Origin of the sequence: Microcoleus sp. A003_D6 (assembly GCF_036702825.1) — a bacterium.
In the GTDB taxonomy this organism is placed as follows: Bacteria; Cyanobacteriota; Cyanobacteriia; order Cyanobacteriales; family Microcoleaceae; genus Microcoleus.
The window spans coordinates 1-12,366 of sequence record NZ_JAUBWA010000028.1; the positions used below are offsets into that span (position 1 = coordinate 1).

Below are 12,366 nucleotides of genomic sequence, written 5' to 3' on the forward strand. Positions count from 1 at the left end.
TGACTAATGACTAATGACTAATGACTAATGACTAATGACTAATGACTAATGACTAATGACTAATGACTAATGACTAAAAAGTTAAGTTTAAAACAACGATCGCTCGAAATTCTGATTCGCCTCAAACGCCTCTATCCAGAAGCTCCTTGTACTCTCAACTACGAAACTCCCGTGCAGTTGCTGGTGGCGACGATTCTCTCGGCTCAGTGTACGGACGATCGAGTAAATCTGGTAACGCCGGCTTTGTTTGAGCGTTTTCCCGATGCGGTGGCTTTGGGAAATGCTGATTTAGAAGAATTGGAACGTCTGGTGCGATCGACTGGTTTCTACCGCAATAAGTCTAAAAATATTAAAGGTGCTTGTCAGGCGATCGTCAATAAATTTAACAATCAAGTGCCGCAGCGAATGGAACTGCTGCTAGAATTGCCCGGAGTTGCCCGCAAAACAGCTAATGTCGTTCTCGCCCACGCTTTTGGTATTAATATGGGCGTGACCGTAGACACTCACGTCAAACGTTTGACTCAGCGGTTGGGATTGACCGAACATACCGATCCAATTCGGATCGAGCGGGATTTGATGATATTGTTACCGCAGCCGGATTGGGAAAATTGGTCGATTCGGTTGGTTTATCACGGCAGGGCAGTTTGTAATGCGAGAAATCCGGCTTGCAATATTTGCGAACTTGCCGATTTGTGTCCTTCTGCTAATAGTTAGGTTTTGCACCAATTTTAAGTACAGGCAAGATGCCTGTACCACAAAAATGTAGAGTTATTGCAGATTTGTGCTCTTCTGCTAATAGTTATGTGTTGCACCAATTTTAAGTACAGGCAAGATGCCTGTACCACAAAAATGCTGAGTTATTGTGGAACAGGCATCTTGCCTGTTGCTAAAAATGTAGAGTTATTGTGGAACAGGCATCTTGCCTGTTGCTAAAAATGTAGAGTGATTGTGGAACAGGCATCTTGCCTGCTGCTAAAAATGTTGAGTGATTGTGGAACAGGCATCTTGCCTGCTGCTAAAAATGTTGAGTTATTGTGGAACAGGCATCTTGCCTGTTGCTAAAAATGTTGTTAACAAAAAAAGTAATTCAAATAAAAGCGATCCAAAATGACAAAAATATGGTAAAATAGCAGATTGTGATTTATCTAAGGATATCAACAGATTATGGCAAAAAAGAGCATGATCGAGCGCGAAAGAAAGCGCCAAGCACTCGTAGACAAGTACGCTGACAAGCGCGCCGACCTGAAAGACCAGTTCGACCAAGCTGCGAATCAGATGGACAAAATGGCGATTCACCGCCAACTGCAACAGCTACCCCGCAGCAGTTCGCGGACTCGCTTGCGTAACCGCTGCTGGGCAACTGGACGGCCCAGAGGTTACTATCGCGACTTCGGACTGTCTCGCAACGTGATGCGAGAAATGGCTCACGAAGGTCTTTTGCCTGGTGTTGTGAAGTCTAGCTGGTAGTAGAAAGAAAGAAGTTCGGCAACGGATTTTGTAACGGATTTAACGGATAGAAAAAAGAAGCTTTTAGTTATCTAAGAGAGAGGGAAGAAGGAAGAAGAAAGAAAGAAGGAATGAAGAACAAACTTATGAATTATCGGTAAGATGATATTTGGGGTTAATTTTTGTTTCAGACTTCATATCAAACTTTCTTTTTCCTACTTCCTGACATCCGTTACATCCGCTACAAAATCCGTTGCCGAACCTTCTTGCTTCACTGGCCGCAGCATTTATCGATGCCGAGACTTTCGAGTAACAAGTCGCTGACGGCGTTGGCGATCGCAAATTCGCCGTAGAAGCTTTTAGAAAAATCATAAGCCTGCATTTCGGTGACGATCGCAATTACGAGGCTGCCCACGTCATTTTCCCCTTCCATGCGCTGGCGGACATAGATTTGGGCAGCTCTTTTAGCTATTTGCTGGTTGGCTGCTTCTGGGATAAACTCGGAGTCTAGCCATGCCAGCAGCGTTTGTTGGAGCCATTGGCCTTCTTGTTCGGGGTTTTTGGCGGGCGGTAAGGTAATAGGTTCGATGATTTCAGACATGATTATTCCTAATTGCTAATGTTGACTTTGAAAAGTTAACTGAGAAATGACAACTGATAAATATATGCAATATGATATACCGACAATTATACAAGGATATGCACAAGGCTATTTCTTGATGGCCAATGACGGCGAGGAAAGTTTGGGGTGGTATTCGAGCCGTCAGCGGGCGCTAATTCCCCTGGATGAAAGATTTACCTATCCGAAATCCCTGCGCCGCCAAATCAATCAAAATCGATTTTCGGTGGCTGTGAACCGCGATTTTGGGGCGGTGGTTGAGGGTTGTGCCGATCGCGAAACGACTTGGATTTCTAAGGAGCTCAAGCAGATTTACTGGGGTTTGTATGAGGCCGGTTGGGCTTACAGCTTCGAGACTTGGTGCGGGGACGAATTGGCGGGCGGTATTCTCGGATTGTCGATCGGCGGTGCGTTTATTGGGGAGTCGATGTTTTACCGAATTCCCGAGGGTTCTAAGGTGGCGATGGTGAAGTTGGTGGAGAGATTGCGCGATCGATCTTACCTGCTTTTCGACGCTCAAATGAACAATCCGCACTTGGAAAGATTCGGCGCTTATACTGTTAAGGAAAAACTGTATAACACTCTTTTGCAAGCAGCTTTGAAGCGCCGCTGCACGCTATTTTGACAGCTTTGAGCTAATCAGGACTCAATTACGCGACTGCAAACGACTTTTATTATGGATAATTAACCTGACATGATATTATCTCTTTGTCCTTGGGAGTTTTTGCGGAAATTTGAGAAAGAAAAAACGATTGAATTAGATAGTTTGATTCAAATTTTTCGGGAACACTGGCGAGATGAGTCTTGGCATGAAGTGTTGCGTTTAATGGCGGGAAGGCTGGATGCTAAATTTACAGGTAACATCCTGGAATACTTGATTGGTGAAAATGGAGAAGCCGAAAAGTTTAGCAATCTGTTTTTGGCAGCGCAGTGTGTTTCAGAAGTCAAGAATAGAAATGATATCGCTGCTATTGCTAGTAAGTTGCGCGATCTAGTCAAAGAATTAACTAAATACGAAAATAGCAGTGCTTCTACACCTCAAGAATATGACAACCCAGTTTATGAAATTCGCATACAAGCAGTAGCAGCAGTTGCAGCAACTTGGAAGGATGACCGCGAAACCTCACCTTGGCTCAAACAACTCGTTCAATTTGACAATAATTGGGCTGTGCGACAAGCAGCAATTCAAGAATTAGTGCGCGGCTGGAAAGATGACCCCGAAACCTCACTTTGGCTCAAACAAATCGCTCAATTGGACAATAATTGGGCTGTGCGACGAGCAGCAGTTCAAGAATTAGCGCGCGGCTGGAAAAATGACCCCGAAACCTCATCTTTGCTCAAACAACTCGCTCAATATGACAATAAGAGCGATGTGCGATGTACAGCAGTTCAAGAATTAGCAGGCGGCTGGAAAGATGACCCAAAAACCTTACCTATCCTCAAACAACGCGCTCTATTTGACGATGACAAGTATGTGCGAGTTGCAGCAGTTCAAGAATTAGTTCGCTGGTGTAAAGAGGACTCCGAAATATTTGAATTATTGTGCGATATTGCTATTAATGACCCCGCTTATCACGACTATGATTGGCAAATTAGCCCCCGGCAAACAGCTCTTGCATATATTATTGAGCTATATCCCGATCGCCCTCAAACTTTAGAAATTGTGCGCGATCGCGCTCAGAACGATCGCGACCAAAAACTCCGCGAATTTGCCCAGCAAAAATTGGCAGAATTAGAGCGCCAATGAGCGATCGCCTTTATTAGCGATCGCCTTTATTAGCGATCGCCTTTTCTGCATTAATATCAACCTCATCAACCTGTAAACTTTCATTCCGCCGCCAAAACTCATCCAGCAACTGAAAAAAATACTCAAATCCCTCCCTTTCGTCTACTGAATAAAGCATGATAATTTTCGCCCAAGAATTCACCGACTGTACATTAAAGCGTTTCTGCAACCAAGGCTGAAACTCCCCATAAAACTCATTTTCCTGTTCACTTGGCTCAATCCCAAATTCTCGCCTAGCTGTTTTATAGCCAGCCAAAAATACAAACAAATCGCTAACTGAACATTTCCCAATGTACATCCCCGGTCTAGCTTTGATCTTTTCTAGAATATCAAATAATCCACTCATTTTAACCTCTGATTTTAACCAACAGTTCTATTTTACAAATTTTCTATTTCTTCTACAACAAATTGGTCGCTCGGAGAGTGAAAATCCTTAACCCACTCTTCTTTTAACATTCCATCTGTTGAGAGATTGTCAAACACTAGACCTCGAACTTCAACCCCGTAATGTTTGCCGTTAACTGTAATCGATTCTGTAACTCCCTGACTTTATAGACGTTCGCTGATGATATAATCCTCATCCTGATACTTTGTTCTCAGTCTCAGAATCTTTCCCTGAATCCCTTGTTGTTCTAGCCATTCCATAACAGCAGCAGCACAGCGATCGCATTCAAGAATTTTAAATTGACTGACTATATTTCCAAGTTCTCGATAAATCTCTAAACTTGACAAATAGCTCATCTCCTTACCAAGAGCTTAGACAAATAGACATCTCCAACAATTCCCGCGGGGTAGCCATCTTGTCTGCCCTTGACTGGCTGTTCACTAGATGTCTAATAATATAATACTCTAGCATAAATAGCGATCGATCGCTCTTGATGTGATATAAATAAAAAAAGGAAAAACAAAATTATGACTGTAGCCACTAAAATACCCCAAGCCTACGCCGAAATAGTTGAGTTCTTGGCCATCGGCACAACTCCCGAAAGCATTATCAACTTTCAACTATCTGAAGAAGCCAAAGAACATATCGCTGACCTAATTTATCAACATAACAATTGATTGAGTGATATATGTTAACTTTTGAAAAAAAATAAAATCGCTATCATAAATAGTATAATTAAGCTGAGATACTTCTCGGAGACAACCACAATGCAAGTCACAACCGAAGAAATTATTTATCCATCCAGCGACGGTCAACCAATGGCAGAAAGTACAATTCAATACAAATTAATTGTCACAATCAAAGAAGGTTGCGAATTGCTGTTTGAAAATGACCCCAACGTGTTTGTAGCAGCCGATTTACTTTGGTATCCGGTTGAAGGTAGACCAGATATTTCTCAAGCACCGGATACGATGGTGATATTTGGCAGGCCAAAAGGCGATCGACCATCCTACATACAATCTCGCGAAGAAAATATTCCTCCGCAAGTCGTCTTTGAAATTCGCTCCCACAACGATAGTAACACAAAAATGAACAAGAAACTTTCATTTTACTATCGTTATGGAGTCGAGGAGTATTACGTTTACGATCCTGAAATAAATCAGTTAGAAGGTTGGCAAAGAATTGAAGGAATCTTAGAACCCATTGAACCGATGGAGGGATGGATAAGTCCCAGACTGGGAGTGCGGTTTGAGTTGCCAGAAGAAGGGTTAGAAATCTATCGCCCTGATGGAGAAAAGTTTCTTTCCTATTCCGAAATAAATGCAGAGCGGCTATTAGAGCGACGGCGCGCCGAACAAGAATTTCAGCGTGCCGAACAAGAATTTCAGCGTGCCGAAGAAGCCTCGCACCGCGCTGAAGAAGCCTCGCACCGCGCCGAAGAAGCCTCGCACCGCGCCGAACAAGAAGCTCTCAAGGCTCAACAAGCAGCTCAAAGGTCTCAACTTTTAGCTGCCAAACTGCGGGAATTGAACATCGATCCTGATAGCATTTAATCCCGAATAAATGCTAAAAAACCCGATTTATTTTATAAATCGGGTTTCTGGGAATTGCGGTTATTTATTCTTTGAGGATTTACGCATTAAGACCAAAGAAACCGGGTTTTTTACGGTTTTGCCGACTGTAACGAAATATTCTCGTAAAAACCCGCTTTCTGACCACCCGTGCGTAAGTCTTATTCTTTTCAGGGCGAATGGGAGGTTTTGCCGATCGCCCCCCAACTAAAATTACATATACTACAATATATAATACAGATATTGGAGCCAAAATCCTTGGAGCTCAGAAAAATCCGAATCGAGGCCCCTTGAATGTGCAAAAATATTCAAGCAAACATTAGTAAATTATACAAGGAGAAATTGTTGTGGATTCCAGATATAACCCCCAATCCATAGAAGAAAAATGGCAGCAGACATGGGCTGAGCAAAACTTAGACCAGATGCCAGAAGATACCCAAAAGCCTAAATTTTATGCCTTATCCATGTTCCCCTACCCATCGGGAAACCTGCACATGGGACACGTCCGCAACTACACAATCATCGATGTAATTGCCAGACTCAAGCGGATGCAAGGCTATCGCGTACTCAATCCGATGGGATGGGACGCTTTTGGTTTGCCCGCAGAAAATGCCGCCATCGAGCGAGGAATTCCCCCTGCACAATGGACTTATCAAAACATTGCCCAAATGAAAGGCTTATTTCGCCGCCTGGGTATTTCTTTCGACTGGACAAAAGAAGTTACAACTTGTTCTCCCGATTATTATCGGTGGACTCAATGGATTTTCTTGCAATTTTTAGAAGCAGGATTAGCATATCAAAAAGAAGCGGCAGTTAATTGGGACCCCATCGACCAAACAGTCTTAGCAAACGAACAAGTCGATAACGAAGGTCGTTCCTGGCGTTCCGGTGCCAAAGTCGAGCGCAAATTATTGCGGCAGTGGTTCCTCAAAATTACCGATTACGCCGAACAGTTATTAAACGACTTAGACAAATTACCAGATTGGCCCGAAAGAGTCAAATTAATGCAAGCCAACTGGATCGGCAAATCAGTCGGTGCTTACTTGGAATTTCCCATTGTCGAGATGGATGAAAAAATCGCCGTTTTCACCACACGCCCCGATACAATTTACGGCGTCAGTTACCTTGTTTTAGCGCCGGAACATCCATTAACTAATCGCGTTACTACACCAGACAGAAAAGCAGCCGTCGAAACCTTTGTTAAAGAAGTCTCTGCCCAAAGCGAGATCGATCGCACAGCCGAAGACAAACCAAAGCGCGGCATCCCCACAGGCGGCAAAGCAATCAATCCTTTCAACGGCGAAGAAATCCCCATTTGGATTGCCGATTATGTGCTGTACGAATACGGCACCGGCGCAGTCATGGGAGTACCAGCCCACGACACGCGAGATTTCAAATTTGCCAATCAATATCAACTGCCAATTAAAGTAGTAATTGTGGATGATGATGAAGTTCCGCTGACCGAAGCTTACACCGAACCCGGAATTATGATTAATTCCGAAAGCTTCAACGGCATGGATTCAATTAAAGGCAAAGCAGCGATTATTCACCATGCCGAAAATGCAGGTTATGGCAAAGCTAGAGTCCAATACCGCTTGAGAGATTGGTTGATTTCTAGACAGCGTTATTGGGGCGCTCCGATTCCCGTAATCCACTGCCCTACCTGCGGAACAGTCCCCGTACCCCAATCGGATTTACCCGTATTGTTGCCGGAAAATGTGGAATTTACGGGCAAAGGTTCGCCGTTGGCAAAGATGGCAGAATGGGTAAACGTTCCTTGTCCGAGTTGCGGCACTCCGGCGAAGCGGGAAACAGATACGATGGATACTTTTATCGATTCTTCGTGGTATTTCTTGCGCTATCCCGATGCTCAAAATCAAGAGCAAGTCTTCGATACGGCCAAGACAAATGATTGGATGCCTGTTGACCAATATGTCGGCGGGATAGAGCACGCAATCCTGCATTTGTTGTATTCGCGGTTCTTTACGAAGGTTTTGCGCGATCGGGGTTTGATCGATTGTGACGAACCATTTAAACGCCTGTTAACTCAAGGCATGGTGCAAGCAATGGCCTACAAAAATCCTGTTACTCGCAAATACTTTCCCCCAGCAGATATAGACCCCGAAAATCCCAAAGATCCTCAAACTGGCGCAGCTTTAGAAGTCTTCTACGAAAAGATGTCCAAATCAAAATACAATGGCGTTGACCCCTTGGAAGTTATGGGAAAATATGGGGTAGATACGGCGCGGATGTTTATTTTATTCAAAGCGCCGCCAGAGAAAGATTTGGAGTGGGACGACGCTGATGTAGAAGGGCAATTTCGCTTTTTAAATCGCGTTTGGCGTCTGGTGACAGAGTTTGCTTCACCCCCCCCAGCCCCCCCTTGCCAAGGGGGGGAGAAAGAGGTGTTAAGTAAAGCTGAGAAGGATTTGCGGCGGGCAATTCACACTGCAATTAAGGAAGTTAGCGAAGATTTGGAGGGTGATTATCAGTTCAATACTGCTGTTTCTGAAATGATGAAACTCAGCAATGCTTTGAATGATGCTAAGTGTAAAAATTCGCCAATTTATGCAGAAGGAATCAACACTTTGATTCGCTTGTTAGCGCCTTTTGCGCCGCATATTGCTGATGAGTTGTGGCACAATACTGGTAACAGTGAATCGGTGCATACGCAAACTTGGCCTACTGTCGATCCATCTGCATTAGTTACCGATGAAATTACCCTGGTAATTCAAGTTATGGGCAAAACTCGCGGCACTATTCAAGTGCCTTCTGGTGCTGATAAAGCTGCTTTGGAGAAGTTTGCTCGCGAGTCGGAATTAGCCAAGCGTCACCTGGAAGGTAAGGAGATTAAAAAGGTAATTGTGGTGCCTGGAAAGTTGGTTAATTTCGTGGTAGCGGGATAAAGATGAGAAACCCGGTTTTTTGGATAAACCGGGTTTTTAATACTTGCAGTTAAGAATTAGCCATGCCAAAAATGAGCAAGCTAAACAAGACAAAAAAAAGTTTTTTGAGAGGGCTATTGTGTTTAGGCAAACTTTGGGCGATCGCCTACATTGCTTCCTGTATACTCTTGTTTATTCTGCAAACTCGTTTGATCTTTCAGCCAACATCAACAATCGCCAAAACACCCGATGCTTTCAATATCCCTTACCAAGAAGTTTGGTTGCCAGTTAAGGGTCGATCGCCCAAAATAGAAAAAATTCACGGTTGGTGGCTGCCCGCCGCAAATCGACAATCACTAGGAACTTTATTGTACCTGCACGGCAGGGGTTTTAACATCGGTGCGAATATCAATCAATCTTACCGCTTTCAGCAATTGGGTTTTTCGGTTTTGCTGATTGATTACCGGGGTTACGGCCGCAGTCAAGGCAGTTTTCCCAGCGAAGCTCGGGTATATGAAGATGCGGAAACAGCTTATAATTATTTAGTGAAACAGCGGCAATTGTCGCCCAGCGAAATCTTTTTGTACGGTCATTCAATTGGAGGTGCTGTTGCTGTGGAATTAGCGATCGCACATCCAGAAGCTGCGGGATTAATTGTTCAAAGTTCGTTCACTTCAATGCTGGATATGGTAGAACGCTACAGTATGATGCGCCTGTTTCCGCTGCGGCTGCTGCTGACGCAAAAGTTTGATTCTTTGGCTAAGGTTAAATTGCTGCGAATTCCGGTTTTGTTCGCCCACGGGACTGCTGACTCTTTGATTCCCGCTGCGATGAGTAAACAGTTGTATGCTGCTTCTGGTGAACCTAAGAAAATTTTACTTGTTGCTAATGCTAAACACAATAATGGAGATGCTTTTTTTAACAGTAGCGAATACCGCCAAACTATTGTTGATTTTGCAGAGAAAGTAATTCCCAGGAAACAGGAAATAATATCAAACGGCGATTGAAATCGCTTCTACAGGAACAAATTCCCAGCAGAGAGGGACTGAAAGAGATGATTTTAATTGTTAGTTTCAAAAAGCAATTGCACGATCGCTCCGCATTCCAATTTTAATACTGATTGAGCGCTGCCGCCGTTAACGGCAATTTCTAGCCAACCGTCAGAACCAGTTATGGCAATTAAATCGCCCGGTTCGCTGTCGCTGTAGGTTTTACCCCTGGGGATGCGAATTGTATCATAACTATTGCTAATTGTTACTGACCAATTGTTACCTATAATGCAATTATTGGGGATATTAGTAATTAGATTGCCGAAGCGATCGACATATTGAACACAGCCTTCTACACCTGTGGCTGTAACGGCACAATTTGGTATCTGCAACTGCACTAAACTTGCGGGATCGATGCACTCCCCCAACTCTTCCAAAGCCACCCCGTTGGCCAAGTGAGCGCCCGCTGCTGCAAAAATATCGCGACCGTGGAAAGTGCTGCTGGGTTGAGGTGTGCGCCAGTATTTGGGGTTGGTGAGTTCGACAGATGCGATCCTCTTCGAGGGCTTCGCTAACGCACTTTCCCGACTCAACACCCCGCTAAACAACCCGTTATCCGGCCCGACAAGGAAGCCATTAGCACATTGAATCGCAACCCCGCGTCTCTTGCTTCCCACACCCGGATCGACGACGGCAATATGTACGGTTTCCGGCGGAAAATAAGCAAAAGCAGTCATCAAACAAAACCTCGCGGCCGCAATATTTTGAGAGGGTATTTGGTGGGTAATGTCAATGACTTTTAACTGCGGGTTAATTTGGGCGATCGCACCTTTCATCACTCCCACATAAACATCGCTTAATCCAAAATCCGTAAGCAGAGTTATAATTCTATTTTTAGACATATATCCACAGCTAAAAATATGGTATCACAGTGGGAAAACTTTCTGCAAAACTTGGGAGAATGGCACGGTTCCTTCACTCAGCTATCGCCGCGAGGAGAGGTACTTCAAGATACTCCTAGCATTATTTCTCTTGAAGGTCTAAATGACAACAAAACTGTGCGATTGAAACTCCGTCGGTTTTACCCAAATCCTAGCGGTGTCGGCGAACCGGAAGTGAGCGAACTTGTTCGGGAATATCAGGGTTTGGGACGAGATATCCTATTTTTTGACAATGGAGCTTTTTGTCAGGGAAGTATTCAACTAGCGCCTTATTCGGAGTCTGGTGCCGAGTTTGGTTTTATCTACAATTATCGCCGATTGCGCTTCGTTCAGCTCTACAATACCGACGGCAATTTATCAAACCTTACCTTAATTCGGGAAAAACAGCTTGATAAAAATGTCCCCGAACGTCCGCCTTTAACTGTTGACGATTTGCTGGGAGAATGGCAGGGCGAGGCTGTGACAATGTATCCAGATTCGCGTTCTCCTGACTTTTATTCTACTAAACTGCAATTGCATTTGGAAAGTGGCGATCGCCTAATTCAAAAAATTACTTTTGGCAGTAATGCTACTGTTATCAGTTCTAGCGCCAGCATTGACGGTTCTGTATTAAATTTTAACGAAAGTGCTTCGCCCGTGCAAGTTTTGCTGCTACCTGACGGCGGTTCTTGCACTTTACCTGTCAAGATTGAATCCAGAAAATCTATATTTTTCGAGGCCGGTTGGTTGGTAGAACCTGACTTGCGGTTTCGGATGATTCGCAGTTACAACGATCGGGGTGAATGGGTAAGTTTGACTTTAGTTAAAGAACGAAAAATTAGTCATTAATCCCGTAGGGGCGGGTTCACCAACAATCTTTAATTCCCATTCTAAATATTGATAAACCCGCCCCCACTCTACCAACAAATTCTGATTACATAAAAGGTTTGTAGGTATCTGGGATGGGTGGGGGCGGGTTTTTAAATTCTGCGATTTGATGAGATAAATTTCGGAGAACCCGCCCCTACCAATCTGCGTGTTTTCGCAATTTTTATTCGCCGGACTTTGTTTCCTGAGTTTGCGAGTGAATCACCGCACTCCAGTCATCATTGTTAACAGCAGCTTCCAAATCATTAGCGCGTTCGCCGTCAATTTTGGCGGCAGTTTCTAGCTCTTTGGTAAGAGTAGAATCTGCCATTGCTTTGCGTAATTTCAGCTTCTTTTCTTCATAAGCTTTTTGTTCCTCAGCAGACATAGCAGCGCGGGCTGCTTGACCTACGGTAGCCGCCCACATTTCGCTATCAGCACCGTTTCCAGGCGGAATGCTACCGAGTTCGGCTATCCAAGCATCCCGCAAACTTTCCATTTCTTCCCGCTTCGGGAATTTGAAAGTTTGCACGCGCAGGAAAGCACAATTTTCTGCGCCGTTTTGGGCGATGTGACCGTTGATTGAAAGCAGAATATTTCGCGAATAACCGATAAACTGAGTGTTACCGGAAGTGTCCATTACAGCATAAACACCGGCGACTTTCGCATTAGTTGCCAAATCGCGCCACGTATCGATCGACATTACTTGCGTGCCGTCATTTTCTAATGCAGAAATAGCGGCTGCTGCGCTGTGTTCTGAGTCGGAACTGTATAAAAAATTGTGCAGTCCTTCATGGGCCACCGGTACGTTTTGATGTTCAATTGCTACGTCTCTATCGGCATTCACTTGATTAGCTTCCATTAAATTCAATTCCTCAAAAGATGTCGTTTTTAGGGG

The 12,366-nt window shown here is 44.2% G+C and carries 13 protein-coding genes and 1 pseudogene; 9 read left to right on the forward strand and 5 right to left on the reverse strand.

The features are described from left to right. The first annotated feature begins 69 nt into the window (after positions 1-69). Both nth and rpsN read left to right on the forward strand, forming a co-directional pair. Positions 70-714, forward strand: coding sequence for an endonuclease III (nth, locus tag QUB70_RS10325; RefSeq protein ID WP_332980096.1), 645 nt, complete (start codon positions 70-72; stop codon positions 712-714). A gap of 450 nt (positions 715-1,164) precedes the next feature. Then, positions 1,165-1,467 (forward strand): 30S ribosomal protein S14, encoded by a 303-nt coding sequence (gene rpsN, locus QUB70_RS10330; protein WP_332980097.1) that lies wholly within the window; start codon positions 1,165-1,167, stop codon positions 1,465-1,467. Between the two features lie 250 nt (positions 1,468-1,717). Here rpsN and QUB70_RS10335 read toward each other — a convergent pair whose 3' ends face one another. After that, positions 1,718-2,047 carry a hypothetical protein gene (locus tag QUB70_RS10335; protein ID WP_332980099.1) on the reverse strand — a complete coding sequence of 110 codons (330 nt, stop codon included), beginning with the start codon at positions 2,045-2,047 and terminating at the stop codon, positions 1,718-1,720. A 46-nt stretch (positions 2,048-2,093) separates the two neighbouring features. On the opposite strand from QUB70_RS10335, the gene aat reads away from it, so the two are divergent. Together aat and QUB70_RS10345 are read left to right on the forward strand one after the other, a co-directional pair. Beyond that, on the forward strand, positions 2,094-2,690 hold the full coding sequence (gene aat / locus QUB70_RS10340; RefSeq protein ID WP_442927761.1) for a leucyl/phenylalanyl-tRNA--protein transferase: 597 nt from the start codon (positions 2,094-2,096) through the stop codon (positions 2,688-2,690). 69 nt (positions 2,691-2,759) lie between these two features. Beyond that, complete coding sequence (locus tag QUB70_RS10345; RefSeq protein WP_332980100.1) at positions 2,760-3,812, forward strand: HEAT repeat domain-containing protein; 1,053 nt, start codon at positions 2,760-2,762, stop codon at positions 3,810-3,812. A 13-nt stretch (positions 3,813-3,825) separates the two neighbouring features. Here the strand turns inward: QUB70_RS10345 and QUB70_RS10350 are convergent, their stop codons facing one another. After that, positions 3,826-4,197 (reverse strand): hypothetical protein, encoded by a 372-nt coding sequence (locus tag QUB70_RS10350; protein ID WP_332980101.1) that lies wholly within the window; start codon positions 4,195-4,197, stop codon positions 3,826-3,828. Between the two features lie 32 nt (positions 4,198-4,229). After that, a pseudogene (locus QUB70_RS10355) lies at positions 4,230-4,592 on the reverse strand (papain fold toxin domain-containing protein). Positions 4,593-4,763: 171 nt separating this feature from the next. Between QUB70_RS10355 and QUB70_RS10360 the strand changes: the two are divergent. The 4 genes from QUB70_RS10360 to QUB70_RS10375 all read left to right on the forward strand — a co-directional run bounded on the left by QUB70_RS10360 (position 4,764) and on the right by QUB70_RS10375 (position 9,699). Then, on the forward strand, positions 4,764-4,913 hold the full coding sequence (locus QUB70_RS10360; RefSeq protein WP_332980103.1) for a hypothetical protein: 150 nt from the start codon (positions 4,764-4,766) through the stop codon (positions 4,911-4,913). 90 nt (positions 4,914-5,003) lie between these two features. Next, positions 5,004-5,789, forward strand: coding sequence for a Uma2 family endonuclease (locus QUB70_RS10365; RefSeq protein WP_332980104.1), 786 nt, complete (start codon positions 5,004-5,006; stop codon positions 5,787-5,789). Between the two features lie 365 nt (positions 5,790-6,154). After that, positions 6,155-8,713: a leucine--tRNA ligase gene (leuS, locus tag QUB70_RS10370; RefSeq protein ID WP_332980105.1), complete on the forward strand. Its 2,559-nt coding sequence runs from the start codon at positions 6,155-6,157 to the stop codon at positions 8,711-8,713. Positions 8,714-8,784: 71 nt separating this feature from the next. After that, positions 8,785-9,699 carry an alpha/beta hydrolase gene (locus QUB70_RS10375; RefSeq protein WP_332980106.1) on the forward strand — a complete coding sequence of 305 codons (915 nt, stop codon included), beginning with the start codon at positions 8,785-8,787 and terminating at the stop codon, positions 9,697-9,699. A gap of 53 nt (positions 9,700-9,752) precedes the next feature. Here QUB70_RS10375 and QUB70_RS10380 read toward each other — a convergent pair whose 3' ends face one another. Continuing rightward, on the reverse strand, positions 9,753-10,583 hold the full coding sequence (locus QUB70_RS10380) for an SAM hydrolase/SAM-dependent halogenase family protein (RefSeq protein ID WP_332980108.1): 831 nt from the start codon (positions 10,581-10,583) through the stop codon (positions 9,753-9,755). Between the two features lie 18 nt (positions 10,584-10,601). Between QUB70_RS10380 and QUB70_RS10385 the strand changes: the two genes are divergently transcribed. Further along, a complete protein-coding gene (locus QUB70_RS10385; protein ID WP_332980109.1) occupies positions 10,602-11,450 on the forward strand; it encodes a DUF3598 family protein in 849 nt (282 codons plus the stop codon). 202 nt (positions 11,451-11,652) lie between these two features. Here QUB70_RS10385 and QUB70_RS10390 read toward each other — a convergent pair. Next, positions 11,653-12,366, reverse strand: a 714-nt coding sequence (locus QUB70_RS10390; RefSeq protein ID WP_332980110.1) for a GIY-YIG nuclease family protein, incomplete at its 5' end; no start/stop codon positions are given.

Bases quoted from the DNA above. Each gene is read 5' to 3' on its own strand.
- nth (WP_332980096.1), top strand. From the start codon at position 70: ATGACTAAAAAGTTAAGTTTAAAACAACGATCGCTCGAAATTCTGATT.
- rpsN (WP_332980097.1), top strand. From the start codon at position 1,165: ATGGCAAAAAAGAGCATGATCGAGCGCGAAAGAAAGCGCCAAGCACTC.
- QUB70_RS10335 (WP_332980099.1), bottom strand. From the start codon at position 2,047: ATGTCTGAAATCATCGAACCTATTACCTTACCGCCCGCCAAAAACCCC.
- aat (WP_442927761.1), top strand. From the start codon at position 2,094: ATGACAACTGATAAATATATGCAATATGATATACCGACAATTATACAA.
- QUB70_RS10345 (WP_332980100.1), top strand. From the start codon at position 2,760: ATGATATTATCTCTTTGTCCTTGGGAGTTTTTGCGGAAATTTGAGAAA.
- QUB70_RS10350 (WP_332980101.1), bottom strand. From the start codon at position 4,197: ATGAGTGGATTATTTGATATTCTAGAAAAGATCAAAGCTAGACCGGGG.
- QUB70_RS10360 (WP_332980103.1), top strand. From the start codon at position 4,764: ATGACTGTAGCCACTAAAATACCCCAAGCCTACGCCGAAATAGTTGAG.
- QUB70_RS10365 (WP_332980104.1), top strand. From the start codon at position 5,004: ATGCAAGTCACAACCGAAGAAATTATTTATCCATCCAGCGACGGTCAA.
- QUB70_RS10375 (WP_332980106.1), top strand. From the start codon at position 8,785: ATGAGCAAGCTAAACAAGACAAAAAAAAGTTTTTTGAGAGGGCTATTG.
- QUB70_RS10380 (WP_332980108.1), bottom strand. From the start codon at position 10,583: ATGTCTAAAAATAGAATTATAACTCTGCTTACGGATTTTGGATTAAGC.
- QUB70_RS10385 (WP_332980109.1), top strand. From the start codon at position 10,602: ATGGTATCACAGTGGGAAAACTTTCTGCAAAACTTGGGAGAATGGCAC.